The following is a 26,524-nucleotide window of genomic DNA, read 5'->3' as shown; positions in this document are numbered from 1 at the left end:
TGACGAGTTTCTAAAAAATATATTATTTTCATATACTTACGAAGCCCTCTCCATCGAGGGTACCACATTTCCCTGGCAGGATCGGGCCATTTTCCCAGCAGGAACAAAGCTGCAACCGGTTTCAGCTCCGAGTCGCTGTCGTCTGCGCTCATGTCCGGGCGAGTCGAGAGGGCTATTCGCTGCGATGTTTCGACTCGCCATACGCACGGGCAGGAGCCTTCTGCGATGGAGATACGCCTCGCACCGCGACTCAGGCGGGCCTCAACCGCTGGACCGCGGGCAGGCGGAGTGCCAGCAGGAGAAGGATCAGCCCCATGTAGATCAGCGGTTCCAGCTGGAAGCCTTTCACCAGCATCACATAGTGCAGGGCCCCGAACAGAGCGGCCGGGTAGGTCAGCCGGTGAAGGCTGCGCCATTTACCTCTCAAACGCCGGACCGAAGCGTTATTGGAGGTCAGAGCGAGCGGCAGCATCAGAACAAAGGCCGCCATGCCGATGGTGATATATGGGCGCTTAACAATATCGGCAAGAATCTGACTGAGCAGCTGCACATCCAACAGAAGCCAGACCAGCAGGTGACAGCTGACATAGAAGAAACACAAAAGACCGATGGCCCGGCGAAACCGCATCAGGTTCAGCCCGAGCAGCCGACGCAGCGGTGTCACAGCGAGGGTGACGACGAGCAGCTGAAGCGCCAGTTTGCCGTATTCATGCTCAAGCGCCTTGATCGGCTCAGGGCCAAGCGCGCCGGAGAGCCCCTGATAGAACAGCAGACCTGCGGGCAGCACACCCAGCAGATAGATCAGCCAGATGGGCACGACCCGAATTGTATCGTTGATGCGCTGCATTCAGAAGTTCTTTGCCAGATCCATACCCTCGTAGAGCGCGGCCACCTCTTTTTCATAGCCGTTGAACATCAGGGTCGGCTCGCGGCGAGCAAAGAGCCCCCCGCCAATGCGGCGCTCGGTGGCCTGGCTCCAGCGGGGATGGTCCACATTGGGGTTCACATTGCTATAGAAGCCGTACTCGCCCGCATTTGCCATGTTCCAGCTGGTCTGCGGCTCTTGATCGGTGAGAGTCATACGGACAATCGATTTGATCGACTTGAACCCGTATTTCCATGGCACCACCAGTCGCAGCGGGGCCCCGTTCTGATTGGGTAGCGATTTGCCAAAGATGCCAGTGGCCATGATCGTCAACGGGTGCTGCGCCTCATCAAGGCGCAGGCCCTCCCGATAGGGCCAGTCCAGCACCTTATAGGCTGTGCCGGGCATTTCCGACGGCCTGTAGAGGGTTTCGAAGGCGACATATTTCGCGCCCTCCTGCACCCCGGCCAGATTGAGCAGATCCGCCAGTTCAAACCCCTGCCAGGGCACCACCATCGACCAGGCCTCAACACAGCGGAAGCGATAGATTCGGTCCTCAAGCGTCATAGCCTCCATGATCTGCTCCACGGAGTAGCTGCCCGGGCGCTCGACCAGGCCATCGATTTCGACGCTCCAGGGCTGGGTGGTCATCTGACCGGCATAGGCAGCCGGATCCCCCTTGCCGGTGCCGAACTCATAGAAGTTGCAATAGCTGGTCACGTCGTCCCAGCTGTTGGGTTCCAGCTCCGCCTCCGTTGCGGCCTGTGCGGTGCCGCCAGCCAACCCCGCCAGACCAAGCCCCGCAGCGCCGCCCAGACCGGCCATGATCTGGCGTCGGTTCAGAAAAGCCGAATAAGGCGTGACGTCGTCGTCACTCAGATCGTTCTTCCAGCGGTGGGCCATGCGGCGTCTCCTTAGTATGGGTATCTGCAGGATCTAAGCCAGCGGGCGGCACAGTCCAAAACATATCCTCTCACGTCTCCGCGATGGCACTGTAACCTGGCATAAGCTCATTCATCGGCCGGCTGCGCCCATCTTCCTGCATGATCCTGACATGTCGACGGCGCAGCTGACGCGGTTCGGTCACGCCAACGGAATGCGCGATGGTTTCCACCTCATGGATGATCTCCTTGGCATAGCGCGCGACGCGGGTGGATTTTTCCTCGACCACCAACCCCTTTTGCAGGCGCTTGTCATGGGTTGTGATACCTGTCGGACAGCTGTTGCGGTTACACTTCAGCGCCTGAATACACCCCAGCGAGAACATGAAGCCCCGCGCCGAGGTCACAAAATCGGCGCCTGCCGCCAGCGCCCAGGCAACATCGCCCGGATTGACCAGCTTGCCAGAGGCGATGAGGCGAATGCGGTCCTTCAGCCCGTATTCATCGCGCAGATTGCACGCCAGCGGCAGTGCCTCCCGGACAGACATCCCAACCAGATCAATCAAAGGCATAGGCGCGGCTCCGGTTCCGCCCTCGCCACCGTCCACGGTGATGAAATCCGGCGCGCTGTCGTCCCTGCGGGCGGCAATATTCAGAAACAGCTCGCGCAGGGCCGTCTCAGCACCGACCACCAGCTTTATCCCCACCGGCTTGCCTGTGACCTCCCGAAGATGCGCGATCATATCCAGCAGCTGATCGTAATTGGCAATCTCCGGATGCCGATTGGGGGAGATGCTGTCCTCGCCTTCCGGGATGCCGCGTATCTCGGCAATCTGCCGGGTGACCTTGGCCGCGGGAAGGATCCCACCCTTGCCGGGTTTTGCCCCCTGCGCCAGCTTCAGCTCAAACATCCGCACCGCATCATGGGCGGCAACCTTGCGCAATTGTTCGTCGCTCAGCCCGCCGTTCTCATCGCGCACGCCGTATTTGGCAGTACCAATCTGGAACACCACATCGCAGCCCCCCTCCAGGTGATAGGGACTCAGACCACCCTCGCCGGTGTTCATCCAGACACCGGCCTCTTTTGCCCCATGGCTGAGGGCACGGACGGCCGGCGCAGAGAGCGCCCCATAACTCATGCCGGAGATATTGAAGAACGAGGGTGCCATATAGGGCTGGCGGGCGGTTGGCCCGATCAGGCGCGGCTCGCAACAGGCCTTGCCCTCATCCAAGGCCGGAAATGCCGCATTCACGAAGATTGGCGTCCCCGGCACGTTCAGATTGCGGGTCGAGCCGAAGGCGACGGTATTCCCCTTTCCTTCTGCGGCACGTCCCACCCATTCGCGCTGCGCGCGGTTGAAGGGCATCTCCTCGCGGTCCATGGCAAAGAAATACTGGCGGAAAAACTCTCCCAAGGTGCTGAACAGGCCGCGAAACCTACCGATCACCGGATAATTGCGGCGCACCGCGTCCTCGGTCTGCACCCGATCAACCACGAACAGCCCCGCAGCCACCAATGCCAGTGCCCCCAACGCAAAGACAAAGGCATATGCGAGGAATTCTATGGCATTTGCCGCGAAACCCATGCAAAAACTCCTATATGATAATGGAACGCGCTGCCCATCGGCCCGTTCGCCCTAGACCAAATTGGTGTATTCCACCGGGCGGGCAAGTCACCTTTGATCACATTGGGAGAGGACCATGACAAAATCCACCGCAATAACCGCTGTATTTCGCACGGGACGCCGCTTCGCCAGCCTTCTGTCGCTGGGTTACGGGGCATTCATCGCGTTATCCCTCCCTGTCACGGCCGAGCCGACAATAACGGCGGATATGGTCAGCTATCAGACCGATCTCGCCTTCGATGATGTCACCTTTGGGCTGGAAAGCGCGATCACCAATCGTGGGTTTGTGGTCGATCATATCAGCCATGTGGGAGAGATGCTGGAGCGGACGCGCGAGGATGTCGGCTCTGACGTCGTTCTGTTCCAAAAGGCCGAGGTCTATTCTTTCTGCTCCGCCAGCCTGTCGCGCAAGGTGATGGAAGCCAATCCGATGAATATCACCTTCTGCCCCTACGATATCTTCATCGCACAGCAGCCCGGCAGCGAGATCACGACAATCGGCTTTCGCGCTTTCCCTGATGGCGACATGCAGCTGATCCAGTCGTTGCTGAATGACATCGTCCTGGAGGCAATCGAGGAGTAAGACCCATCGTTTGAGTTTTTCCGCTGCCTCCTGGCGCCGGCTTTGATAGTCTGATCACCACGGAAATTGACAGCGGACAGATCCTGCATGAAGTCCATCCTTGTTTCGCTTCTGCTGCTCGCGGGCACGATGATCGCTGCCTGCGCACCGGGCACGGACACCCAATCGGATGAGGTCGGCCAGCTTCGCCACGCGATTGAAGCACTTGGCCCGCAAGTCGATCCGGAAGAAGCGGCCAGAGCCGCGCTGATTGCCTATCGCCACGCTACCGCGCTTGCGCAGGAGTATCAGGTGACAACCTCACCGATCCTGCACAACACCCTCGTCAATACCGGCGTCAAACAACGCGGCCTTTGTTATCATTACGCCGAGGACATGCAGGCCCGGCTGCAAAGCGAAGGGTTTCAAAGCCTCACGGTTCTGCGGGCCATCGCAGAGCCAAGAAACAGCTTTCGGATTGAACACAGCAGCGCCGTGATCGCCCCGAAGGGAGTGGATATCTACGGCGGCATCGTGCTGGACCCATGGCGCTACGGCGGCAGGTTGTATTGGTCCGCAACGGCCAAGGATCCCCGGTATGACTGGGAACCCCGCCTGACCGTCCTGCGGCGCAGAGGGGCCACGGCCGTGATGGCCAGAAATTGAACAGCGGCGCACAGCAATGAGCAGACATGTATATAGAGAGGCCCGCCGGATCGGCGGGCCTTCCTTCTTCATGTCAGCTTAGTGCACCACCGCATCATCGGGGCGCGGCCGATCGGTGGAGCCGATGCGATCGCCGATGATCAGACCTTCGACACCGGCACTTACAGGCACCGTGTCGCCATCGCGGATATCTCCGGCCAGAAGCATCTCCGCCAATGGGTTCTGTAAGACCCGCTGGATCACCCGTTTCAACGGGCGGGCGCCGAACACCGGATCATATCCTTCATCCGCCAGCCACGTCTTTGCACCCTCATCCAGCTCAAGCACGATCTTGCGACCCACAAGCCGCTTTTCAAGCCGCGCCAGCTGTAGCGTGACGATGCCATCCATGTCCTTGCGCCCAAGGCGATCGAAAATGATCGTCTCATCCAGACGGTTCAGGAATTCAGGACGGAAATGCGCACGCACCGCGTCCATCACATCCCGCTTGGCATCGGCGGCATCCGCCCCATCCGGTAGCTGGCTGAGCGCCTGCGCACCGAGGTTGGAGGTCAGGATAATCAGAGTCTGTTTGAAATCGACGGTCCGCCCCTGTCCATCGGTCAGCATCCCATCGTCCAGCACCTGCAACAGCACGTTAAAGACATCCGGGTGGGCCTTCTCCACCTCGTCAAACAGAACAACTTGATAGGGTTTGCGCCGGACGGCCTCGGTCAGAACGCCCCCCTCATCATAGCCGACATATCCCGGAGGCGCGCCGATCAGGCGGGCTACCGAATGTTTCTCCATGAACTCGGACATATCCACGCGCACCATGGCGCTGTCATCATCGAACAGAAACTCAGCCACCGCCTTTGTCAGCTCGGTCTTGCCGACACCGGTCGGACCAAGGAACAGGAACGACCCCAGCGGGCGATTCTCGTCATTGAGCCCGGCTCGGGCGCGCCGCACCGCATTGGCCACAGCCGTGACCGCAGTGTCCTGACCAATCACACGACCATGCAGATCCGCCTCCATCCGCAACAGCTTCTCGCGCTCGCCCTCGAGCATCTTGGATGTCGGGATCCCGGTCCAGCGCTCGACCACGCCGGCGATTTGCTCCGGACGAACGGCCTCTTCGACCATCAAACCGTTACGGTCAGAGGTTTCGGCCTCGCTCAGCTGCTTTTCCAGACCTGGGATAACGCCGTAGGACAGCTCCCCTGCGCGGGCGAGATTGCCTTCACGTTTGGCTGCATCCAGATCCGCTCGCGCACGGTCCAGCCGCTCCTTCAGCTCACGGGCCGAAGCCAGCTTGTCCCGCTCGGACTGCCACTGTGCGGTCATCTCTGCGGATTTCTCCTGCAGGTCCGACAGCTCTTTCTGCAGGGTATCCAGCCGATCCTTGGAGGCCGCGTCATCCTCGAGTTTCAACGCCTCTTCCTCGATCTGCATCTGCAGGATCTGACGGTCGAGCGCATCCAGCTCTTCTGGCTTGCTGTCGACCTGCATCCGCAGACGCGCCGCCGCCTCATCAACAAGGTCAATCGCCTTGTCCGGCAGGAACCGGTCGGTGATGTAGCGATGCGACAGAGTAGCCGCCGCGACCAGCGCCGCATCCGCGATACGGACACCGTGGTGCAGCTCGTATTTCTCCTTGATGCCCCGCAGGATCGAAATAGTGTCTTCGACAGTGGGCTCCGTCACCATGACAGGCTGGAACCGCCGGGCAAGCGCCGCGTCTTTCTCAACGTATTTGCGGTACTCATCCAGAGTGGTCGCGCCGATACAGTGGAGTTCGCCCCGCGCCAGCGCCGGTTTGATCAGGTTGGCCGCATCCATCGCGCCATCGGATTTACCCGCGCCAACCAGCGTGTGCATTTCATCGATGAACAGAATGATTTCGCCTGCGGCGTCGGTCACTTCGGTCAGCACCGCCTTGAGCCGTTCCTCAAACTCGCCCCGGTATTTGGCCCCGGCAATCAATGCGCCCATATCAAGCGAGAGCAACTGTTTGTCACGCAGGGATTCCGGCACATCGCCATTGACGATGCGCAGCGCCATACCTTCGGCAATCGCAGTTTTACCAACCCCTGGCTCACCAATCAGCACCGGGTTGTTCTTGGTCCGGCGGCTCAGCACCTGCATGGCGCGGCGAATTTCCTCGTCGCGGCCGATGATCGGGTCAATCTTGCCCTCGCGCACAGCTTCGGTCAGATCTCGGGCATATTTCTTGAGCGCGTCATAGCCATCTTCGGCACTGGCACTGTCTGCCTTGCGCCCCTTGCGGATGTCATTCACCGCCTCATTCAGCGCCTGGGCGGTCACGTGACCAGCCGCCAGCGCTTCCTTGGCTTTGGATTTCACCATGCACAGCGCCATCAGCACCCGCTCGACAGGGACAAAGCTGTCGCCTGCCTTCTCGGCAATCTTGGCCGCTTCATCCAGCACCTTGGCGGTCTGGCCGTCCAGATAGATGTCTGCGGAATTGCCCTGCACCTTCGGCAGCTTCGAAACCGCAAGTTCCAGCGCCTGGACCACCTGGGTCGGGTTACCACCGGCGCGGGTGATCAGATTGCTTGCCAGCCCCTGGTCATCATCCATCAGCGCCTTCAACAGGTGCTCCGGCATCAGCCGCTGGTGATCTTCACGTCGCGCAATCGTCTGGGCCGCCTGCACAAAACCACGCGCCCGTTCAGTGAACTTGTTCAAGTCCATCTTGCTCTCCTTATATAAGCGCCCCCTTTTCTGGTGACGCCCGCTCTGCGGCACGTCCCGGTCGGGGCCTCCTGTCCAATGTGGGAGGTCTTATCGTCTCTTCAAGGCTACTATGCGGCAAATATGTCACCAAATCCCTGACCCAGATCAACCGCTTGCTCATTCAGCCACTCCCTCCATCGGTTTGTCGCACCCTGCCACCGCCCCGCCGGGCCCGTTTTTCCCTTTCCCAACCGAGGCGGCGGCACTAAAAGCAGTGCGACCCCAAGACCACCCCTACCGTCACACGGCCTGAACCGCCGCACAAAAGACGAGGAACCTTCATGTCCGCTTCTTCCACCAGCCACTCCTCCCCTGACGCCAAAGCCGACGACCGGCTGATCGTTGCACTGGACGTGCCCAATGCGCTTGCCGGGCTTCAGCTGGCCGACACGCTTGGTGACGCGGTCTCCTTCTATAAAATCGGATTGGGGATGCTGACCGGTGGTGGTCTGGCGCTTGCGAATGAGCTGAAACAGGAGCGCGGCAAACGAATTTTCCTCGATATGAAACTGTTTGATATCAGCGCCACGGTTGAGGCCGCGGTTCGGGGGCTGGCCCAGTTCGACCTCGACTTTCTCACCGTGCATGGCGATCCCCATGTGGTGCGCGCAGCCAAGGAAGGTGCCGCCGGCACAAGTCTCAAGATCCTTGGTGTCACCATTCTGACCTCGCTGGACCGCTCCGATCTGGATGAAGCCCTGATAAAATCAGGCGACATTCCCGATCTGGTACAAGAGCGCGCGGGGCTAGCTCTCGCGGCCGGGGCCGATGGCGTAATCGCCAGCCCGCAGGAAGCGGCGCTGATCCGCGCCCTGCCAGAAGCCACCGGCAAGTTGATCGTCACCCCCGGCGTCCGCCCTGCCGGTGCGGCGCTTGGGGATCAGAAAAGGGTGGCAACCCCAGCAAGTGCGCTGGAGGCCGGCGCCGATCATATTGTGGTCGGTCGCCCGATCTGGGCAGCAGACGCCCCGCACAGCGCCGCCGAAGATATTCTGGCCAGTCTGCCACGGTAAACCGGCCCCCGCCTGCGGCGCGTCCCACACGGCATCAGTTACACTTATTCAACACGGGCAACCCGTCGGCACAGATCTGCCCGACGGGTTTTCTGGTCAGATTGACCCGAAGGCGGCGGGCAGACCCACTCGCCACTCAAAGATCTGGCCGAAATAAAACTTTTCATCAGACCCATGCCGGACGGGGATTCTGCCACATTTGCGCCAAGATTACCTAGGGTCAACCTCCGGTATTACAACAGTATTTTGTGTTTCACCGCAGCAGATTGCGCCCTTTTGTCCTGTGCCCGCAAAAGCACACAATCAAAGGCAGAATTACATAATCCTGCCTTACAGCCTTTGCCCGGCGGTCAAAATGACCGACCCTATACGGGAGACACTCCCCTGACGGCCTTGCTCTTCCTGAGGTTCGTCACCTCCCCCGCTACAGCAGCGGGGGTTCTTTCTTTTCAGCCCCGGATATTCAGCCGCTGACAGGCGATCCGCCAAGGGTGATACCGCACATTTTATCCTATGCCACCAGCTTTGGCGGGGCGTGTCAGGTAGCTTTGCAGATATTCCGCAAAATGCGGCACCGCCAGCTCATGCCCGATGTACCACTCAGGACGCACCAGCGCCCAGCTCTGACCTTCATCGCCCAGCCGAATGTCGCGCTCGCGCGCGGCCGGCAGATGCGCGACAAAAAACCAGACGACACCATTGCGACGCTCATAGCTTTGCCGCCACACCAGATCCCCCTCCTGCACGACCAGCCCAACCTCTTCTTCCGTTTCGCGCAGCGCGCAGGTTTCCGGTGTTTCCTCGCCTTCGCGCCCGCCGCCTGGGAAATCCCAATGGCCGGGATAGGGAATATGCGGATAGGCATCACGCTCGATCACCAGCAGCCTATCGCCAATGAAAAGCGCCAGCTTGGCGCCGTTGAATGTCATTGCTGCTCTCACCATGTCAGATGATCTAAAGACAATTGCCGTGGCAGAGGCTACTCTGAGCGCCCCCGCAGCACCATCAGATTCCCCGACCCTTTCGGCCTCAACGCCTCCGCCCCATGTCAGACCAATTGCACATACCGCCCGATCACACGGCCCCGTCTGAGCTGGAGACGCCCAGCCATGCGCCCCGGCGCCTGCAGGTGCTGTGCCGGGAGTGCTTGTCCTATGGTGTCCTCAAACCAAAAAACGGCCAGACACCAAATCCAAAGCGCTGCCCAAGCTGCCAGAGCCCACGGATCAAGGCGCACCCGGAGCTGTTCTCGCTGTCGATTGCACATATGGACTGCGACGCCTTCTACGCCAGCGTTGAGAAACGCGACAATCCCGAGCTTGCCGACAAACCGGTGGTGATCGGGGGCGGGCGGCGTGGTGTCGTCTCCACGGCCTGCTATGTGGCGCGCATTCGCGGTGTGCGATCGGCCATGCCGATGTTTCAGGCGCTCAAGCTTTGCCCGGACGCCGTGGTGATAAAGCCGCGGATGAATGTCTATGTCGAGGTCAGCCGCCAGATCCGAGCGATGATGGATGAGCTGACGCCTGATGTGGAACCCCTGTCGCTGGATGAAGCCTTTATGGATCTGTCTGGCACCCAGCGGCTGCATGGTGCGCCACCTGCGGTGATGCTGGCACGGCTGGTCAAACGCATGAAGGACGAGCTGGGCGTGACAGGATCAATCGGGCTGTCACACAACAAATTCCTGGCAAAGGTCGCCTCCGACCTCGACAAACCGCGCGGATTCTCGGTGATTGGCAAAGAGGAGACAGCCGATTTCCTGAAAGACAAACCGGTGCGCCTGATATGGGGTATCGGCCCAGCCGCTCAGGCGTCGCTCGACAAAGCCGGCATCCGCAGTTTTTCGGATTTGCTGCGCTGGGACCGCACTGATCTGAACGCGCGGTTCGGCTCAATGGGGGAACGGCTCTGGCATCTCGCGCGCGGGCAGGACCGGCGGCGGGTGTCGGCCAATGCGCCGGTGAAATCCATCTCGAACGAAACCACCTTCTACGAGGACACCGCAAGTCTGGAGGTGCTGGACGGTCACCTGTGGCGGCTGGCCGAAAAAGTCTCTGACCGCGCCAAAGCCCGACAGCTTGCAGGGCGGGTGGTGACGCTGAAGCTGAAGCGCGCCAATCACAGCAGCCTCACCCGGCGGCAATCTCTGCGAGATGCGACCCAGATTGCCGACATGATCTACCGAACGGCGCGGGCGCTTCTGGATCAGGTCGGCGACGAAGGCCCCTATCGGCTACTTGGCTGCGGCATCTCCGAGCTGGTGCCCGAAACGCAGGCCGATATCACCGGCGACCTTCTGGATCCACAGGCCGGGCAGCGCGCAAAGGCGGAGCGGGCCACGGATGCAATTCGCGAACGCTTCGGCAAATCGGCCATCCAGAAGGGTCGCGCCCTGCGCTGAACAGCCGCCTGTGTTTATTCCGCAGCCAGCGGCATCGGTTCACAGTTCAGCTGCGACAGCTCGGCAATCACATCGGACAGCACCTTTTGCAGCGCTGCAAAATCAGAGGTTTTCTCAATCCGCGCCTCATCCATATAGAGTGAGCGGTCAATCTCGACCTGCACCGCGTGCTGCGCCCGTGACGGGCGCCCGTAGGTCTGTGTGATATAAGCCCCGGCAAAAGGCGTGTTTCGCGCGACCCGCAAACCTGCGCCAACAAACGCCGCTTCGACCCGGTCCATGATCTCGGCCGAGGCCGCCGCGCCGAAACGATCGCCAAGCACAACATCCGGCAGCCCAGCCCCCCGCCGTCCTGCGGCCGAAATCGCTTCGTGCGGCATCGAATGACAGTCAATCAGCACGGCCTGGCCAAAGCCGATGCGGGCCTGGTCCAGTAGCTGCTGCAAAGCCGCGTGGTAGGGGCGCCAATAGGTGGCAATCCGGTGGCTTGCTTCAGCCCGGCTCAGTTTGCCATGATAGATCGCCCGCCCATGGGCCACCACGCGCGGCACCACCCCCAGGCCAGAGGCCACGCGCGGGTTCTGCCCCCGTTTGATGACGCCTTCGATCAGCGCCGGATCCAGCTCTTCGGTTGATCGATTGAGATCGACATAGGCCCGTGGCGCCCGCGCGGTCAGCAGGGGCATCCCGAATCGCGGCGCGGCGGCAAACAGCTCATCCACGAAGGCGTCTTCTGAACTGCGCAGCTGCAAAGGATCGAGAATCGTCTGCGCCAGAAAAGCCGCGCTGTAATCCGATCCGCTATGCGGCGAGGCAAAAACCACCCCAGACCGCAATTCCTGTGGCATTTCCACCAAATATACTGTGTCAGACATGCAGGCTCCGGCGGCTCAAATACAAGAAACAGCATAGACCGGAAATTTCTGCGGTCAAAAGCTCTTGCACCCCTCTCCGACTCATTTTATAGACCCCCTCACCGGCGCGGTCATCCGCGCCCCTTTCAATTTGGGGCCGGCCGAAAGCGTGGGTATTCATGGGCGATTAGCTCAGTGGTAGAGCACTTCGTTGACATCGAAGGGGTCACAAGTTCGAACCTTGTATCGCCCACCATGAATTCATTGCTCTGGTCCTACGATCGGAGCCCCGCAACCCAGGCGCTGGTTCGCGCCGCAGAACAGGAGATAGGCCATGAAGGTCAAGAACTCGCTCCGCTCGCTCAAGAACCGGCACCGTGATTGCCGCGTTGTGCGTCGCAAGGGCCGTGTCTATGTGATCAACAAGACCCAGCGCCGCTTTAAAGCACGCCAGGGCTGATCGCCAGACGCAGCATAGCTGATTTGAGAAAACCGCATCTTCGGATGCGGTTTTTTTGTGTTTCCAGGCCTCTCTTGCCGGTGACCTCAAGAGGGTCGTAACGGCCCACCTCTTTTTCTGATCGTTTTTGTCAGTTTTGCTTTGCATTTTTGGTGAAACTCTTTATCTGAGCAAATCAGTCGGGTTCGACGCCAGTGGCCAAGATCCCCCCGAGTGTTTTGAATAGATGGGAAGTACCATGCTGAAATCGACCACCATTCTTGCAGGCGCTTTGGTCGCCGCCGTCGCAACATCTGCCGCTGCTGAGGGTGAGCTGAACCTCTACTCCTCGCGCCACTACGATACCGACGAACGGCTCTATTCCGACTTCGAAGAGGCCACCGGCATCACGATCAACCGGATCGAAGGCAAGGCTGACGAGTTGATCGCCCGGATGAGCGCCGAGGGCGCGAACTCCCCCGCCGATATCCTGCTGACAGTTGATACATCGCGCCTGGCACGTGCCAAGAACGAAGGCCTCCTTCAGGCCATCGACAGCGACATCCTGGAAGCCCGCGTTCCCGGCTACCTGCAGGATGCGGACAACCAGTGGTTCGGCTTCTCCCAGCGTGCGCGCATCATCTTCTTTGACAAGGCAGATGTCGCCAACCCGCCGAAGACATATCTCGACCTCGCGGATCCCGCCTACAAAGGTCAGATCTGCATCCGCTCTTCGACCAATACCTACAACCAGACTCTGCTGGCCTCCATCGTCACGCATCACGGTGAAGAAGCCGCAACCGACTGGGCAAAAGGCGTCGTTGCCAACATGGCCCGCGCGCCCCAGGGCGGCGACACCGATCAGCTGCGCGGCATCGTCTCCGGCGAGTGCGAAATCGCCGTTGGCAACAGCTACTACTTCGCCCGTTCCATCCGCAAAGACGTGAAAGGTCTGTCCGCCGAACGTGACATGATCGGCTGGGTCTTCCCTGCGCAGGACGCAGAAGGCGCCCACATGAACCTGTCCGGTGGCGGTGTTGCAGTGAACGCACCGAACAAGGAGAACGCGATCAAGTTCCTCGAATACCTCGCCTCCGATCAGGCGCAGCAGTATTTCTCCGCAGGCAATGATGAGTACCCGGCGGTTCCGGGTGTTGCGCTTGCGCCCAGCATTGCGGCGCTCGGCCACTTCAAACCCGATGACGTGCAGCTGTCGGACGTAGCGCAGAACATCCCCACCGCACAGAAGATCTTCAACCAGGTGGGTTGGGAGTAACTGACCCGGTCGCTGCAAGGCCGAGCAGCCACCACAGCCGAATAACGGGAAAGGCGCAGGAGAGTCTCCTGCGCCTTTCTTGTTTTCCAACGCGGCAGTCGTCTGTCTATTCTGCCGGTGAAATCTGGTCACTTGATCCATGCTGACCCTTCGGCGCGAGGCGCGACAGGCCATAGGCGACGACATAGAGACCCAACCCGAACGAGAAATGCGACATCAGGCTCTTCAGCCGCGCAATGTCCGGGTTCGGTTTGTTCGAAGCCATGATTCCGGCCCCCAAGGCAGGCTGCAAGATGAAGAATGGCGCAACCACCGTCACCAGACCAAAAAGAATCGGCGCAACCGGCCCCGGCTTCAGCAGCTGGCGCTGCCCGCCTAGCGCAACAAACAGCGCCGCAAAAATCACGCCCACAACATAATGCGCAGTCCAGCCGATTGCGGCCTCATTCGCCACCGGCGGGACCTTGCCGATGCTTTCATGGGTGAAGATCCCATCCGGCATGTACCCCAGCCAGCGCCCCACCACGGCAAAATTGCTTTGCGGCACGCCAAATAGCGCATCGGCGACGACGGCCCACAGATCCATGAAGGCGGTTGCCCCCACCCCCAGCAGAACAATGCGGATTATCAAGTCATTGCGGTTCAACACGGCATCCATCCCTCTTGTGTGATTTTGGTTCCCGCAGGGGACATCCACCCTCGGGTCACAGTGATTTTAGGTGCTGAGGACCGTCGGCCGCCAATTGCATTGTCTGAGGTACCCCCCCAGCAAAGCCGATACGAACGCGAAAACCGCCGAATGACCGCTATCCATAGTCCTTTACCTCACGTCGCGCCGTGGGTGGACGGGCTGGAAAAGACCACCTATAGCTTCGGGTCGAATTCACAGATGCAGAGCGAGAAACTAGCCATGCGTGACCACAATACTCCATCGGGTGAATACCAATGACACGTATTCCGGTCACCATCATCAGCGGCTATCTCGGCGCTGGAAAAACCACGTTGATCAACCGTCTACTGAGCGATGATCATGGGTTGCGCCTGACCGTTCTGGTCAATGATTTTGGGCGCATCAACATTGATGAAAGCCTGTTGCAGGACGGAACCTCACAGACCATCGCATTGAGCAACGGCTGTGTCTGCTGCACCCTGGGCGAAGATCTGACCGCCGCGCTGCATCGTATTCTGGCCGAGGGCAGCCGCCCGGATCATATCGTGATCGAGGCCAGCGGCCTCTCCGATCCGGTCGCCATTGCCAACACCGTGGTGAACGAGAGCCAGCTGTCCTATGGCGGCATCATCACCGTCGCCGATGGCGAAAACCTCTGCGATCTGCTGAACGACGATCTGCTGCGCGAGCAGACCAGTCAGCAGATCCGTGCCGCGGACCTGGTGCTGATCAGCAAATGCGACGCCCCTTCTGACGCTGTTATGACCCGGCTGGACGAGCTGGGGGCCCGCACGCCGACGATTCTCGAAGACGCCCCGATTGCCGACCTGCTGTTTGACGTGGTCCCGCTGCCGATTGGCAGGGCAACTGCAAAATCCGCCCACCACGCCTATGCGACCTGGCACCACCGCAGCGCCGAGCCGATGGATCGGTGCCGCCTGGGTGATAAGCTGGCAAACCGGCCAAGCGGGATCTATCGGATGAAGGGATTTATCCTCACCAATGGCGGCGGCTACGAGCTGCATGTGGTTGGTCGGCAGGTCTCGGCCAAGCGCTGCGATGCCGAGGAAACCGTTCTGGTTGCCCTTGGCCCGGCGGCCCGGATTTCCCGTGAGGAAATCGAGGCTTGGTGGCAGAGCTAAAGGCCGGCGCCACGCCGCCAGCATTGATAGCCTAGCTGCGTCGGCCCACTTGCCTGCAAATCAGAATCACCGGCAACAGCCCGACCAGCATGATGACCAGCGATGGCACTGCCGCGCCCTCCAGCCGCTCATCCGAGGCCAGCCGGTAGGCCTGCACTGCCAGTGTGTCATAGTTGAAAGGACGCATAATCAGCGTCGCTGGCAGCTCTTTCATCACATCGACAAAGACAATCAGCAAAGCCGTCATCAGGCTGGGCGTCAGGATAGGCAGGTGAACCCGGCGCAACATACCCAGCGGGCTTTGCCCCAGCGAGCGGGCAGCCGCATCCATATTGGCATGAACGGTGGCCTGCCCTCCCTCATAGGCACCCAATGCCGCCGCCAGAAAGCGCACCATATAGGCCGCCACCAGCAGCCAGATCGAGCCGGTAATCAGCAGTCCGGTCCTGATCTCGAAATTCGCCCGCATCCAGGCATCCAACGCGTTATCAAAGGCTGCAAACGGCACCATCAGCCCAACCGCGATCACCCCGCCCGGCACCGCATAGCCGAGCCTTGAGACGTAACCGGCAAGAGCAGACGGCCGACCCGGACGCAGCCGTTGGTAGAAGCCGAGGCAGACCGCCGCCATCACGGTAAGGACAGCCGCCGTCGTCGCCAGCGTCACTGAATTCTGCAGGAAGCCCAGATACCGTTTGCTCAGCAGGTTCTGCTCCGACTCCAGCCCCATCTGCGCCAGGATCACCACTGGCAGCAGGAACCCGAGAAGGACAGGCAGGACGCACAGCCCAAAGGCCAGAGCCGCCTTCGCCCCATGCAGCTCCACCGGCGGCATCTTGGCCTGATGCTTGCCCGCATGATGATAGCGCGCACGACCTCGCGTTGCGCGCTCCGCTACCGCCAGCGTCAGCGCAAATCCCAGAAGACAGAGCGCCAGCTGCGCCGCACCCGCCCGGTCGGCAAGCGAAAACCAGCTGGTATAAATCCCTGTCGCAAAGGTCTGCACGCCAAAATAGCTCACCGTGCCGAAATCAGCGATGGTTTCCATCACCGCCAGCAGAACACCGGACGCAATCGCGGGGCGCGCCATGGGCAGGCTGACCCGCCAGAAGGCCTGTAGCGAGGTATTGCCAAGTGCGCGCGCCGCCAGAAACGCACCCGCGCTTTGTTGCAGAAAAGCCGCCCGAGCCAGCAGGTAAACATAGGGGTAAAGCACCAGCACCAGCATCACCGCCGCCCCTCCCACAGAGCGGATCTCCGGGAACCAATAGTCGCGTGGTCCCCAGCCTGTCATCTGCCGCAAGGTGGTCTGCACGATGCCGGGATGATCCAGAACAAAGGTATAGGCATAGGCCAGCACATAGGCCGGGAAGGCCAGTGGCAGGATCAGAACCACCTCCATCACGCGCACGCCCGGAAACCGGGTCATAGTGACCAGCCAGGCCGCTCCTACCCCAACCAGCCCGGTTCCCAGCGCCACCAGAAAGACCAGAACCAATGTGGTACCGGCATAACCCGGCAAGACAGTTTCCATAAGATGCCGGATCGTATCGGTGCCACCGGTCAGAGCGGCCAGCGCAACCGCCAGCATTGGCAACAGACAGGACAGGGCCACAACCCAGCCCACCGTCGCAAACAGCGCCCCCCCCGGTTTCTTCCGCCGCCCACGTGTCCGATTAGGCGCATCCGCGGACGGGACGGCGCCGGCCGTTGCTGCGCCATCGAAAATCGGCGCCCTGGCGGAGCGCTTGGCCTCTGTGGAGGTGGGGGAGATGGGTGTGATCTTTGGCATAGATACGGGACTACCTCAGTGCAGCCCTCTATTTCGATCATTTTCGTCGGAAATACCAGCGACAAAGCCAAAGCGCAGCCATTCGCCGCGCCTCTCTCTATCGCTGTTGCTGTCACAAAAACTGGCGCAACCGGTGGGAGGAGCCCGGTTGCGCCAGCAGATACCCTGATCGGGTGGTGTCCCCACAGGTAAGGGGATCAGTCGTAGCTGCGCTGGTCCTCGATCACCAAACCGTCCTTGGGCAGGGCGCCGGGCGCGACCACTTCCACGCGCCCTTTCAGCTTCAGCACCTCCACGACCGAGCGCGAGAAGGCGGTTTCGTCCCCATCCTGTGCCTCGATCTGAACGGTCATCGCATCCATCTCGCCATCTCGGCTGGCGATAACGCGTGCCTTGACGATCTCGGCATGTTTGTCGACCAGCGCGGCGACCTGTTCCGGGCGTACAAACATGCCCTTGATCTTCGTGGTCTGGTCCGCACGGCCCATCCAGCCCTTGATCCGCATATTGGTGCGTCCACAGGGAGATTCGCCCGGCAGAACCGCACTCAGATCGCCCGTCGCAAACCGAATGAGCGGATAGTCGGGATTGAGCGTGGTGACGACAACCTCGCCGACGTCTCCGGCGGCCACAGGGGTGCCGGTGCCGGGGGTGACGATTTCGACGATAACCTGCTCATCGACGATCATCCCCTCCATCGCCGCGCTTTCATAGGCGATATTGCCCAGATCCGCCGTCGCATATGACTGCAGACAGGAAATCCCGCGATCGGCATATTCCTGACGCAGGGAGGGGAACAGCGCACCACCGCCCACTGCCGCTTTGGTAAAGCCCAGCTTGACGCCCATGGCATCGGCCTTATCGAGGATCACCTTCAGATAGTCCGGCGTCCCGGCATAGGCCGTCGCCCCGACGTCACGCGCCGCAGTGACCTGCAATTCCGTCTGACCGGTGCCCGCAGGCAATACAGCTGCACCAACCGCACGCGCGCCGTTCTCAAAGATCATCCCGGCAGGTGTCAGATGGTAGCCGAAACAATTCTGCACCACATCGCCAACACCGATCCCGGCCGCATGCAGGAACCGTCCCATGCGCCACCAGTCATGATCCACACCACCCGGTTCGTAAATCGGACCAGGCGACTGGAAGATATGGGCAAATCCGCTGGCCGGTTTCACGGTGAACCCGCCAAAGGGAGGATGCGCGGCCTGCGCCTTGCTCAGGTCCGATTTGCGCAGCACCGGCAGGGCCGCCAGATCCTCCGGGCTGGTGATTGTCGCCGCATTTACAGAACGCAGGCTTTCGCCATAGCCCGGCGCTGCCATAGCACGGGCAATCTGTTGTGGCAGCTGTTCCGCCAAGTCAGCGGCACGGGCGTCTGCACTGCGGGTCTCAAGGCTGTCAAAATATGTCATGTCAGCACCCCACCTCAGCTCAACCACCGCTTCCGGCGGCGGTATGACCGCACATCCCGGAAACTCTTGCGTCCTTCGTCGGACATCCCGAGGTAGAATTCCTTCACATCCGGGTTCTCGCGCAGCTCAGCCGCCGGGCCATCCATGACCACACGGCCAGACTCCAGAATGTAACCATAGTGCGAATACCGCAGCGCCACATTGGTGTTCTGCTCAGCCAGAAGGAAGGTCACCCCTTCGTTTTCATTGATCGACTTCACGATTTCAAAGATCTGCTCCACCAGCTGAGGTGCCAGCCCCATGGACGGCTCGTCCAGCAGGATCGTCTCAGGGCGGCTCATCAGGGCGCGCCCCATGGCCACCATCTGCTGCTCCCCGCCGGAGGTATAGCCGGCCTGACTGCGGCGGCGTTCCTTCAGGCGCGGGAAATAGCTGTAGACCATCTCAAGATCGCGCTGGATGTTCGCATTGCCATCGCTGCGCGTATAGGCGCCGGTCAGCAGGTTTTCCTCAACGGTCAGATGCTCAAAACAGTGACGCCCCTCCATCACCTGAATGACGCCTTTCTTGACCAGTTCGGCAGGATCGCGGTCCTGAATCCGCTCGCCGCGGTAGCTGATCGACCCTTTGGTGACCTCGCCCCGCTCCGAATGCAGCAGGTTTGACACTGCCTTGAGTGTTGTCGTCTTGCCCGCGCCATTGCCACCCAATAGCGCGGTGATCCCGCCCTTGGGCACCTTCAGGCTGACGCCCTTCAAAACGAGGATCACGTGGTTGTAGATCACTTCGATGTTGTTGACCTCAAGCAGGGTCTCTGCCTGAACATCGGTGGTTTTGGCTGTATCCAGCATCTGTTGTTGTCCTCACGCGGTCCTGACCCGGTCGCCCTGTTCCGGGTCTGTCTGTGGGTGCGGCCCTTGCGCGCCGCACCGGATGATATGCGCGCCAGCAGCGACGCGGTTCGCCAGGTCCGCCCCCGACCGAAAACCGGGGGCAGACCAAACTGCGTTACTTGCAGCCCACCTCAATGTTGTTTTCCTTGGCATAAGCCATGGAATCTTCCTCGATGAGAGGCTGGATCACGTCGCGATCGCTCGGGGCAAAGTCACTGATCAGGTTCCAGGTTTTGCTCGAGGCATCCCACTGGGTCATACCAACCAGGCCGGGGCCACCGTGGTTCTCGCAGGAGACGTTAAAGGACGGGCCGAAATACGGCATACCCAGCGCCGACATGCGCGCCTCGGGCATCTCCAGAGCTTCCATGCCGTCACGCATCATCGCCGGAGTGATGTCATTGGTGCCGTGGATCTCCTGTGCGGTCTTGGCCGCTTCAACGGCCAACATCGCCGCATACATGCCGCGGTTATAGAGCACGTTACCGATCTGATCGCCGGCACCAGCCGCAAGCCCCTTGTCAACGACATGCGTCTGGATGTCATCGAACACCGGGAAGTCACGACCAACACCGTGGAAAGTCACGGCCTTGTATCCATTGGCCTTATCGCCCGCAGCCATCACGTCATGCTCGGCGCCGGACCACCAGACACCGATGAAATTCTCCATCGGATAGCGAATGTTGGCGGCCTCCTGAATGGCAACCTGGTTCATGACACCCCAGCCCCACATGATCACGAAATCCGGGCGATCACGGCGAATTTGCAGCCACTGGGACTTCTGTTCCTGACCGGGGTGATCCACCGGCAGGGTCGACAGGGTGAAGCCGTGCTTCTTGGACAGCTCTTCCAGCGTGCGGATCGGCTCTTTGCCGTAGGCGGAGTTATGGAACAGCAGCGAGATTTTCTTGCCGTTCAGATCACCGCCGTTTTCCTCAAGCAGATAGTTGATGATCCCTGACGCACCATCCCAGTAGTTGGCAGGATAGTTGAAGACATTGCTGAACACTTCGCCATTGGCTGCCGATGTCCGGCCATAGCCCATGGTGTGCAGCGGGATGCCGTCCGCCGTAACTTTCGGGATCAGCTGATAGGTGATGCCGGTGGACAGCGGCTGATAGACCAGCGCGCCTTCGCCTTTGGTCGCCTCATAGCATTCCACACCTTTTTCCGTGTTATAGCCGGTCTCGCATTCGATGACCTTGGCCTTCACACCATTGATGCCGCCGTCACGCTCGTTGACCAGGGTGAAGTAATCCGCATAGCCGTCGGCAAAGGGGATGCCACCGGCGGCATAGGGGCCGGTGCGATAGCTCAGCGACGGGAACACCAGGTCTGCCATCGCAGGGCCAGCGGCCATCATGGCGCCCAGCGCCAGAGTCGTCAGTTTCATTTTCATCGGGTCTCATCCTCCCTTGAATTGTCCGATGTGGGTCGAAACGGGGTTTGATCTTGTTGTTTCCCCGCGGTCTTGCCTGGCTGACCCCGCTTAGTGCGGGAACGGCCAGAGTCTCAGTTTTTCTTTGGCAACGCGCCACAGCTGGGCGATGCCATGCGGTTCGGCGATCAGGAAGATCACGATCAACGCACCAACAATCACCAGCTGAATATGGGCGACGATATCGGTGGGCCAGCCCAGCACATCAACGCCGACAACCTTCAGAACCACCGGCAGCAGCACCAGGAACGCCGCCCCGGCAAAGGAGCCGAAAATCGACCCCAGACCGCCGATGATCACCATGAACAACACCAGGAACGACTTGTTGATGCCAAAGGCCTCGCCGACTTCAACCGCACCAAGATAGACGGAAAAGAACAGCGCGCCGGAGACACCGATAAAGAAGCCCGACACACCAAAGGCCGACAGCTTGGCCTTCAGCGGGTTCACCCCGATGATCTCGGCGGCGATGTCCATGTCACGGATCGCCATCCAGCTGCGCCCAATCGTGCCACGGGTCAGGTTGCGGGCCACCAGTGCGCAAAACGCCAGGAAAATCAGGCTGAACATATAGGTGGCCCAGGCCGGAGCATTGGGGCCGGTGATAAGGATGCCGAACACATCCCGCTCAGGCGCGCTGATCTGGCCGGAGGCCGAGTAGTTGTAGAACCAAGGCACCCGGTTGAATAGCCACACCAGAAAGAACTGCGCCGCCAGTGTCGCCACCGCCAGATAGAACCCCTTGATGCGCAGCGACGGCAGGCCAAAGGCGATACAGACCAGCGAAGTGATCCCGCCCGCCAGCAACACATGAATGAACATGCTCACCTCTGGAAAGGCGGTCATCAGCTTGTAGCAGGCATAGGCCCCCACCGCCATGAAACCACCGGTGCCCAGCGACACCTGACCACAATATCCCACCAGGATATTGAGGCCAATCGCCGCGATCGAATAGATCAGAAACGGCAGCAGAATGGCGTTGGCCCAATAGTCATTTATCACAAAAGGAACCGCCAGAAACGCCAGTGCCAGCACCACATAATAACGGATCCGGTCGAATTTGATCGGGAAGGTCTGGCTGTCATCTTGGTAGGAGGTTTTGAAATCTCCGGCTTCACGATAGAACATGACTCAGATGCTCCCTTCTTGCTGCGCGCGGTTTCTAAGACTCGCGTCGAGTTGATTTGTCTTGCTGGCGTAACCGCTTAACTCGGCAGCACGGGCCAGTCGCAGATAGGCAAGAACCCCGGTAATCAGCCCCGCCGCCGCCAACAGCGATGCTGTGACCATCTGTGCTTCGGAAAACCCTTCGGCGGTCAGCGCCAGATATCCAAAGGCCCAGAACCCGGCCCAGGCAATGACATTGATGATGGCGATCAGCTTCGTCATCGGCCGCCTCCGGCGTTAACCATTTCTTCGGATTTCTGGCTTTCGCCACATTTCGTCCAAATCTTTCTGCCACCTTCATCGTGGGAAAAGTGAGTGGGAACGATGAGTGCAATCTTGCAGGAAATCCGGCAGCTAGAGGCTGCGCGGGACAGGGGAGAGATATCTCCCGAGGAGTTCACAAAGGCCAAGACCCGGCTGTTGAACACGGTCGAGGAGGCAACGGTGCTGCCGCAGGCCAGCCGCCAGCCAGTGGCCCGGACCGCAGCGCGACCTTCAGGCGATGTTGCGCCGGGTGCCTGGGGCATGCTGCTGCTTGCGCTCTGCGCGGCGGCGGCCATGACGGTGCTTGTCGGACAGCTGATCGGCGATCTGACGATAGCCTTCACGCTGGTTGTCACCGTGTTTGCAGCCATCGTCATAGCGGCCTTCCGACGTCTGGAAGGCTGACGGAGCCACCGCGACGCGGTCCCGAAAGATCGGGGCCGCACGCCATGCCAAGGCGCATCAGACCCGTTCAATGATCTTCTCCCCGAACAGACCTTGCGGGCGGAACACCAGGAACAGCAGCGCCAGAACATAGGCAAACCAGTTTTCCGTCGCGCCCCCGACCATCGGGCCGACCATGAATTCGAAAAGTTTTTCGCCTACGCCAATGATCAGCCCGCCAACAATTGCGCCGGGGATCGAGGTGAAGCCGCCCAGCATCAATACCGGTAGGGCCTTCAGCGCGATGAGCGACAGCGAGAACTGCACGCCGGACTTCGTGCCCCACATGATCCCGGCGACCAGCGCGACAAACCCCGCGACAGACCAGACCAGTACCCAGATAAAGTTCAGCGAAATGCCAACCGACAGCGCCGCCTGATGGTCGTCGGCCACCGCCCGCATGGCGCGCCCCTGTTTGGTATATTGCGCAAAGGCCACCAGCCCCGCCACCAGCAGTGCCGCGATGATGGTCGCAACGATGTCGAGATTGTCGATGAAGAAACCATAATCAAAGATCTGATAGGTGGTCTCGTCGATCCACAGGTTGATGCCCTGCGGCAGACCGACGTCCAGCGTCTTGATCTCCGAGCCCCACATCAGATCCGCCACCCCTTCGAGGAAATAGGCAAGTCCAATGGTGGCCATAAAGAGGATGATCGGTTCCTGGCCAACCAGATGGCGCATCACGAATTGCTGAACCATCCAGGCCAGGAGAACCATCACCCCAACCGTCATGACGATCGCCACAAAGGACGGCACGGTCCAGCCAAAATGGGTGACATGCCCGCCAAAGATCGCGTTGATCACATGGGAGAACGGAACCTGCCCGTTCATGATCCCAACCAGAGTCATCGCGGCAAACAATGCCATCACGCCCTGGGCGTAGTTGAAGATCCCCGAGGCCTTGTAGATCAGGACAAACCCCAGCGCGACCAGCGCATAGAGCACTCCAGCCATCAGGCCATTCAGCGTGACCTCCATCGCAAAGACGAGTTGTTCAGGCATCCCGCTCTCCTCCTGCAAGTTTCCTCAAAGAAACTTGCCAAAAATTTTCGAAAATTTTTCCACCCAATCGCTCATCAGTCATGGCTGACCCCCAGATAGGCGTCGATCACATCCTGATTGTTGCGCACTTCCTCGGGCGTGCCGTCGCCGATCTTCTTGCCGTAATCCATCACGACAACCCGGTCGGACAGATCCATAACCACGCCCATGTCGTGTTCGATCAGCGCGATGGTGGTGCCAAACTCGTCGTTCACATCCAGGATAAAGCGGGACATGTCCTCTTTTTCCTCGACGTTCATCCCCGCCATTGGTTCATCCAGCAGCAGCAGCTTTGGCTCCGCCGCCAGCGCCCGCGCCAGCTCAACCCGCTTTTTCAGACCATAAGGCAGCCGTGCCACAGGCGTTTTGCGGATGTGCTGGATCTCAAGAAAGTCGATGATCCGCTCAACCGCCGCCCGGTTTTCGGTCTCCTCGGCCTCCGCCTTGCCACGCCAGATCGCCTGCTGAAGCAGATTGGTCTTCATGAAGTTGAGCCGCCCGGTCATCACGTTGTCCAGCACGCTCATCCCGTCAAACAGCGCGATATTCTGGAATGTCCGGGCGATGCCCTGACGGGCCACCTCGTAGGGGCGCATCTGCGGGCGAGGTTTGCCGCGAAACAGAACTTCGCCTTCCTGTGGGACATAAAAGCCCGAAATCACGTTCAGCATCGAGGATTTGCCCGCACCGTTGGGGCCGATGATAGCCCGGATCTCGCCTTCGCGAATATCAAACGAGATATCCTTGATCGCCACCACGCCGCCAAAGCGCAGGGTGATGTTCTTCATCTCCATCACCACGCCGCCGATCTTGCGCCCGTCCTCGGTGATATAGCCGTCTTCCATATCCTTCACGACACCACGCCTTTCGCCTTGTTGGTTGATGTGCTGTGGCTCCGCGCCGCCGCCGACCGCATCGACGCAGCGCCTGTCATAATCCGTTTCATTGGGCAGCCACCGCTTGTGGGGTCACCGGTACGACCTTGGCATCAATGATATCCAGCGTGGCACTGATCGCGCCCTTGCGGCCATCTTCGTAAGTCACCTCTGTGCGTGTCGAAATCTGTGACGAGCCATCGTAAAGAGCCGCGATGATGTCGGCATATTTGTCTTCGACCACCACACGGCGGACCTTCCGCGTCCGGGTCATTTCGCCGTCATCTGCGTCCAGTTCCTTGTGCAGCACAACAAAGCGATGCACCTGGCAGCCGGACAGCATCCGGTCCTGAGCCACGGACTCATTGACCTTTTCAACATGCTCTTTGATGGATTGCAGAACTTTCGGATGCCCCGCCAGCTCCTGATAGGACGCATAGGCGATATTGTTCCGTTCTGCCCAGTTGCCGACTGCCGTCAGATCGATATTGATGAAGGCAACACAGCGGTCCCTGCCATTGCCGAACAGCACGACCTCCAGAATATCCGGATAGAACTTCAGCTTGTTCTCGACGTATTTGGGCGCAAACATCGCGCCATCCGCCATTTTTCCGACATCCTTGGCACGGTCGATAATGCGCAGATGGCCGCTGCCCTCTTCAAAGAAACCCGCATCACCAGTGGCCACCCAACCCTCGGCATCCTTGGTCGAGGCCGTGGATTCCGGGTTGTTGTAATATTCAACAAAGGTGCCCGGCGACCGATAGAAAATCTCGCCATTCTCGGCGATCCTGATCTCCACATCCGGGGCCGGAACCCCCACCGTATCTGCGCGCACCTCACCATCAGGCTGCACGGTGATGAACACCGTCGCCTCTGTCTGGCCGTAGAGCTGTTTGAGGTTGATGCCCAGACTACGGTAGAAATCAAAGATTTCCGGCCCGATTGCCTCACCCGCAGTGTAGCCGACGCGAATACGGCCATAGCCCAGCGTATCCTTCAACGGACCGTAGACCAGCAGATCGCCCAGCTTGTACTTCAGCCGGTCCATCAGGCCTACCGGACGCCCGTCGAGAATGTCGCCGCCCACCTTTTTTGCATGTGCCAGGAAGTGGTGGAACATCTTGCGCTTCAGCGTGCTCGCGTCTTCCATACGGATCATCACGCTGGTCAGCTGGCCTTCAAAGACACGTGGCGGCGCAAAGAAATAGGTCGGACCGATCTCGCGAAGGTCGGTCATCATCGTTTCGGCGCTTTCGGGACAGTTCACGCAGAAGCCGCACCAATAGGCCTGCCCGATCGAGAAGATGAAATCCCCGACCCATGCCATCGGCAGATAGGACAGGATGTTCTCTCCCGCCGTCAGCCGGTCGAACTCCGCCGAGTTCTTGGCGCTTTCGATCACGTTGCGGTTGGACAGGACGACACCCTTCGGCTTGCCCGTGGTGCCGGAGGTGTAGAGCATGACGCAGGTGCTGTCGTAGGTCAGCTTGGCCTTGCGGGCTTCCAGATCGGGGGCCCATTCGTCGCGCGCCGCGCGGCCCTGATCCTGAACGTGGGAATATTGATGCAGCGCATGGTGATCATATTTGCGCATACCACGCGGATCCAGATAGATGATCTGCTCCAGATTGCTCAGCTCTTCCTGAACCTCGATGACCTTATCGACCTGTTCCTGATCACCCGCGATCACAAACCGCGCACCGCAGTGGCCCAGTACATAGGCCATCTCTTCCGCCACCGCGTCCTGATAGAGCGGCACCGGCACCGCGCCCACGGATTGTGCCGCAACCATCGCCCAGTAGAGATACGGACGGTTGCGCCCGATGATGGCGATAAAGTCGCCTTCGTTGACGCCCAGATTGATCAACCCAAGCGCCAGCGCCTCGATCTCCTTCTGGGTCTCGGACCAGGTCCAGCATTGCCAGATGCCGAATTCCTTTTCCCGATAGGCTTGGCGATCGCCAAACTGCGCCGCATTGCGTTCAAGCAGCGCCGGCAGGGACATCATCCCTGCGGCACCCGACTGCGTCTGAGCCACGTTCTTTCTCCTCCC

At 60.1% G+C, this 26,524-nt stretch carries 24 protein-coding genes and 1 tRNA gene; 9 read left to right on the top strand and 16 right to left on the bottom strand.

Going from position 1 to position 26,524, the window contains the following annotated elements; all coding sequences use genetic code 11:
* Positions 1-250: 250 nt before the first annotated feature.
* The 3 genes from msrQ to VXL81_RS06425 all read right to left on the bottom strand — a co-directional run bounded on the left by msrQ (position 251) and on the right by VXL81_RS06425 (position 3,332).
* Positions 251-847, bottom strand: a complete 597-nt coding sequence (gene msrQ, locus VXL81_RS06435) for a protein-methionine-sulfoxide reductase heme-binding subunit MsrQ (RefSeq protein WP_416536721.1) — start codon at positions 845-847, stop codon at positions 251-253.
* A complete protein-coding gene (gene msrP, locus VXL81_RS06430; RefSeq protein ID WP_416553388.1) occupies positions 848-1,768 on the bottom strand; it encodes a protein-methionine-sulfoxide reductase catalytic subunit MsrP in 921 nt (306 codons plus the stop codon).
* Positions 1,769-1,838: 70 nt separating this feature from the next.
* Complete coding sequence (locus tag VXL81_RS06425) at positions 1,839-3,332, bottom strand: FMN-binding glutamate synthase family protein (RefSeq protein WP_340546853.1); 1,494 nt, start codon at positions 3,330-3,332, stop codon at positions 1,839-1,841.
* A gap of 247 nt (positions 3,333-3,579) precedes the next feature.
* On the opposite strand from VXL81_RS06425, the gene VXL81_RS06420 reads away from it, so the two are divergent.
* Positions 3,580-3,954 (top strand): DUF302 domain-containing protein, encoded by a 375-nt coding sequence (locus VXL81_RS06420; RefSeq protein ID WP_416553400.1) that lies wholly within the window; start codon positions 3,580-3,582, stop codon positions 3,952-3,954.
* Positions 3,955-4,041: 87 nt separating this feature from the next.
* Positions 4,042-4,599, top strand: a complete 558-nt coding sequence (locus VXL81_RS06415; protein WP_416553386.1) for a hypothetical protein — start codon at positions 4,042-4,044, stop codon at positions 4,597-4,599.
* A 78-nt stretch (positions 4,600-4,677) separates the two neighbouring features.
* Here VXL81_RS06415 and clpB read toward each other — a convergent pair whose 3' ends face one another.
* On the bottom strand, positions 4,678-7,296 hold the full coding sequence (clpB, locus tag VXL81_RS06410; protein ID WP_340546855.1) for an ATP-dependent chaperone ClpB: 2,619 nt from the start codon (positions 7,294-7,296) through the stop codon (positions 4,678-4,680).
* Positions 7,297-7,619: 323 nt separating this feature from the next.
* On the opposite strand from clpB, the gene pyrF reads away from it, so the two are divergent.
* A complete protein-coding gene (pyrF, locus tag VXL81_RS06405) occupies positions 7,620-8,351 on the top strand; it encodes an orotidine-5'-phosphate decarboxylase (protein WP_416553384.1) in 732 nt (243 codons plus the stop codon).
* Positions 8,352-8,857: 506 nt separating this feature from the next.
* Here the strand turns inward: pyrF and VXL81_RS06400 are convergent.
* Positions 8,858-9,280 carry an NUDIX hydrolase gene (locus tag VXL81_RS06400; protein WP_340546857.1) on the bottom strand — a complete coding sequence of 141 codons (423 nt, stop codon included), beginning with the start codon at positions 9,278-9,280 and terminating at the stop codon, positions 8,858-8,860.
* A 194-nt stretch (positions 9,281-9,474) separates the two neighbouring features.
* On the opposite strand from VXL81_RS06400, the gene VXL81_RS06395 reads away from it, so the two are divergent.
* Complete coding sequence (locus VXL81_RS06395; protein ID WP_416537833.1) at positions 9,475-10,755, top strand: DNA polymerase IV; 1,281 nt, start codon at positions 9,475-9,477, stop codon at positions 10,753-10,755.
* 14 nt (positions 10,756-10,769) lie between these two features.
* On the opposite strand, the gene VXL81_RS06390 is transcribed toward VXL81_RS06395, so the two are convergent.
* A complete protein-coding gene (locus VXL81_RS06390; RefSeq protein ID WP_340546859.1) occupies positions 10,770-11,630 on the bottom strand; it encodes an N-formylglutamate amidohydrolase in 861 nt (286 codons plus the stop codon).
* A gap of 160 nt (positions 11,631-11,790) precedes the next feature.
* Between VXL81_RS06390 and VXL81_RS06385 the strand changes: the two genes are divergently transcribed.
* The 3 genes from VXL81_RS06385 (at position 11,791) to VXL81_RS06375 (ending at position 13,324) form a co-directional block, all read left to right on the top strand.
* Positions 11,791-11,865 (top strand) — tRNA-Val (locus VXL81_RS06385).
* Between the two features lie 78 nt (positions 11,866-11,943).
* The gene (ykgO, locus tag VXL81_RS06380; RefSeq protein ID WP_008562923.1) at positions 11,944-12,069 is read left to right on the top strand and encodes a type B 50S ribosomal protein L36; all 126 of its coding nucleotides are present in this window, start codon (positions 11,944-11,946) and stop codon (positions 12,067-12,069) included.
* 238 nt (positions 12,070-12,307) lie between these two features.
* Positions 12,308-13,324, top strand: a complete 1,017-nt coding sequence (locus VXL81_RS06375; RefSeq protein ID WP_340546860.1) for a Fe(3+) ABC transporter substrate-binding protein — start codon at positions 12,308-12,310, stop codon at positions 13,322-13,324.
* 106 nt (positions 13,325-13,430) lie between these two features.
* On the opposite strand, the gene VXL81_RS06370 is transcribed toward VXL81_RS06375, so the two are convergent.
* Complete coding sequence (locus tag VXL81_RS06370) at positions 13,431-13,973, bottom strand: DUF2938 domain-containing protein (RefSeq protein WP_416536727.1); 543 nt, start codon at positions 13,971-13,973, stop codon at positions 13,431-13,433.
* Between the two features lie 296 nt (positions 13,974-14,269).
* Between VXL81_RS06370 and VXL81_RS06365 the strand changes: the two genes are divergently transcribed.
* Positions 14,270-15,136: a CobW family GTP-binding protein gene (locus VXL81_RS06365; RefSeq protein ID WP_416542581.1), complete on the top strand. Its 867-nt coding sequence runs from the start codon at positions 14,270-14,272 to the stop codon at positions 15,134-15,136.
* Positions 15,137-15,167: 31 nt separating this feature from the next.
* On the opposite strand, the gene VXL81_RS06360 is transcribed toward VXL81_RS06365, so the two are convergent.
* The 6 genes from VXL81_RS06360 to VXL81_RS06335 all read right to left on the bottom strand — a co-directional run bounded on the left by VXL81_RS06360 (position 15,168) and on the right by VXL81_RS06335 (position 22,063).
* The gene (locus VXL81_RS06360; protein ID WP_340546863.1) at positions 15,168-16,928 is read right to left on the bottom strand and encodes an iron ABC transporter permease; all 1,761 of its coding nucleotides are present in this window, start codon (positions 16,926-16,928) and stop codon (positions 15,168-15,170) included.
* Positions 16,929-17,125: 197 nt separating this feature from the next.
* Positions 17,126-18,343: a phenylacetate--CoA ligase family protein gene (locus tag VXL81_RS06355; protein ID WP_340546864.1), complete on the bottom strand. Its 1,218-nt coding sequence runs from the start codon at positions 18,341-18,343 to the stop codon at positions 17,126-17,128.
* Between the two features lie 14 nt (positions 18,344-18,357).
* The gene (locus VXL81_RS06350; protein WP_024098644.1) at positions 18,358-19,194 is read right to left on the bottom strand and encodes an ABC transporter ATP-binding protein; all 837 of its coding nucleotides are present in this window, start codon (positions 19,192-19,194) and stop codon (positions 18,358-18,360) included.
* 157 nt (positions 19,195-19,351) lie between these two features.
* Positions 19,352-20,635: an ABC transporter substrate-binding protein gene (locus VXL81_RS06345; protein WP_340546865.1), complete on the bottom strand. Its 1,284-nt coding sequence runs from the start codon at positions 20,633-20,635 to the stop codon at positions 19,352-19,354.
* 90 nt (positions 20,636-20,725) lie between these two features.
* Positions 20,726-21,802, bottom strand: a complete 1,077-nt coding sequence (locus VXL81_RS06340; protein ID WP_416553382.1) for a branched-chain amino acid ABC transporter permease — start codon at positions 21,800-21,802, stop codon at positions 20,726-20,728.
* Between the two features lie 3 nt (positions 21,803-21,805).
* The gene (locus VXL81_RS06335) at positions 21,806-22,063 is read right to left on the bottom strand and encodes a hypothetical protein (protein ID WP_416542583.1); all 258 of its coding nucleotides are present in this window, start codon (positions 22,061-22,063) and stop codon (positions 21,806-21,808) included.
* 102 nt (positions 22,064-22,165) lie between these two features.
* Here VXL81_RS06335 and VXL81_RS06330 point away from each other — a divergent pair, with 102 nt between their 5' ends.
* Complete coding sequence (locus VXL81_RS06330; protein WP_340546868.1) at positions 22,166-22,510, top strand: SHOCT domain-containing protein; 345 nt, start codon at positions 22,166-22,168, stop codon at positions 22,508-22,510.
* Positions 22,511-22,567: 57 nt separating this feature from the next.
* Here the strand turns inward: VXL81_RS06330 and VXL81_RS06325 are convergent, their stop codons facing one another.
* The 3 genes from VXL81_RS06325 to VXL81_RS06315 all read right to left on the bottom strand — a co-directional run bounded on the left by VXL81_RS06325 (position 22,568) and on the right by VXL81_RS06315 (position 26,479).
* Positions 22,568-23,554 carry a branched-chain amino acid ABC transporter permease gene (locus VXL81_RS06325; protein WP_416536730.1) on the bottom strand — a complete coding sequence of 329 codons (987 nt, stop codon included), beginning with the start codon at positions 23,552-23,554 and terminating at the stop codon, positions 22,568-22,570.
* A gap of 74 nt (positions 23,555-23,628) precedes the next feature.
* Entirely contained in the window at positions 23,629-24,438 is an 810-nt protein-coding gene (locus VXL81_RS06320; RefSeq protein WP_340547244.1) for an ABC transporter ATP-binding protein, read from the bottom strand.
* Between the two features lie 97 nt (positions 24,439-24,535).
* Complete coding sequence (locus VXL81_RS06315) at positions 24,536-26,479, bottom strand: AMP-binding protein (protein WP_416537832.1); 1,944 nt, start codon at positions 26,477-26,479, stop codon at positions 24,536-24,538.
* Positions 26,480-26,524: the final 45 nt, after the last annotated feature.

The organism is Phaeobacter sp. JH204B (assembly GCF_048055755.1).
Taxonomy (GTDB): domain Bacteria; phylum Pseudomonadota; class Alphaproteobacteria; order Rhodobacterales; family Rhodobacteraceae; genus Phaeobacter; species Phaeobacter bryozoorum.
Note: the sequence above shows the minus strand (reverse complement) of the source record. Positions and strands in the feature narration are given on the sequence as shown.

Excerpts from the sequence above, each read along its gene's own strand:
- VXL81_RS06325 (WP_416536730.1), bottom strand. The coding sequence starts at position 23,554 with ATGCCTGAACAACTCGTCTTTGCGATGGAGGTCACGCTGAATGGCCTG.
- clpB (WP_340546855.1), bottom strand. The coding sequence starts at position 7,296 with ATGGACTTGAACAAGTTCACTGAACGGGCGCGTGGTTTTGTGCAGGCG.
- VXL81_RS06320 (WP_340547244.1), bottom strand. The coding sequence starts at position 24,438 with ATGGAAGACGGCTATATCACCGAGGACGGGCGCAAGATCGGCGGCGTG.
- VXL81_RS06420 (WP_416553400.1), top strand. The coding sequence starts at position 3,580 with ATGGTCAGCTATCAGACCGATCTCGCCTTCGATGATGTCACCTTTGGG.
- VXL81_RS06365 (WP_416542581.1), top strand. The coding sequence starts at position 14,270 with ATGACACGTATTCCGGTCACCATCATCAGCGGCTATCTCGGCGCTGGA.
- VXL81_RS06425 (WP_340546853.1), bottom strand. The coding sequence starts at position 3,332 with ATGGGTTTCGCGGCAAATGCCATAGAATTCCTCGCATATGCCTTTGTC.
- VXL81_RS06315 (WP_416537832.1), bottom strand. The coding sequence starts at position 26,479 with ATGATGTCCCTGCCGGCGCTGCTTGAACGCAATGCGGCGCAGTTTGGC.
- VXL81_RS06390 (WP_340546859.1), bottom strand. The coding sequence starts at position 11,630 with ATGTCTGACACAGTATATTTGGTGGAAATGCCACAGGAATTGCGGTCT.
- VXL81_RS06360 (WP_340546863.1), bottom strand. The coding sequence starts at position 16,928 with ATGCCAAAGATCACACCCATCTCCCCCACCTCCACAGAGGCCAAGCGC.
- VXL81_RS06335 (WP_416542583.1), bottom strand. The coding sequence starts at position 22,063 with ATGACGAAGCTGATCGCCATCATCAATGTCATTGCCTGGGCCGGGTTC.
- msrP (WP_416553388.1), bottom strand. The coding sequence starts at position 1,768 with ATGGCCCACCGCTGGAAGAACGATCTGAGTGACGACGACGTCACGCCT.
- VXL81_RS06330 (WP_340546868.1), top strand. The coding sequence starts at position 22,166 with ATGAGTGCAATCTTGCAGGAAATCCGGCAGCTAGAGGCTGCGCGGGAC.
- VXL81_RS06345 (WP_340546865.1), bottom strand. The coding sequence starts at position 20,635 with ATGAAAATGAAACTGACGACTCTGGCGCTGGGCGCCATGATGGCCGCT.
- VXL81_RS06400 (WP_340546857.1), bottom strand. The coding sequence starts at position 9,280 with ATGACATTCAACGGCGCCAAGCTGGCGCTTTTCATTGGCGATAGGCTG.
- VXL81_RS06355 (WP_340546864.1), bottom strand. The coding sequence starts at position 18,343 with ATGACATATTTTGACAGCCTTGAGACCCGCAGTGCAGACGCCCGTGCC.
- pyrF (WP_416553384.1), top strand. The coding sequence starts at position 7,620 with ATGTCCGCTTCTTCCACCAGCCACTCCTCCCCTGACGCCAAAGCCGAC.
- VXL81_RS06415 (WP_416553386.1), top strand. The coding sequence starts at position 4,042 with ATGAAGTCCATCCTTGTTTCGCTTCTGCTGCTCGCGGGCACGATGATC.
- ykgO (WP_008562923.1), top strand. The coding sequence starts at position 11,944 with ATGAAGGTCAAGAACTCGCTCCGCTCGCTCAAGAACCGGCACCGTGAT.
- VXL81_RS06350 (WP_024098644.1), bottom strand. The coding sequence starts at position 19,194 with ATGCTGGATACAGCCAAAACCACCGATGTTCAGGCAGAGACCCTGCTT.
- msrQ (WP_416536721.1), bottom strand. The coding sequence starts at position 847 with ATGCAGCGCATCAACGATACAATTCGGGTCGTGCCCATCTGGCTGATC.
- VXL81_RS06340 (WP_416553382.1), bottom strand. The coding sequence starts at position 21,802 with ATGTTCTATCGTGAAGCCGGAGATTTCAAAACCTCCTACCAAGATGAC.
- VXL81_RS06375 (WP_340546860.1), top strand. The coding sequence starts at position 12,308 with ATGCTGAAATCGACCACCATTCTTGCAGGCGCTTTGGTCGCCGCCGTC.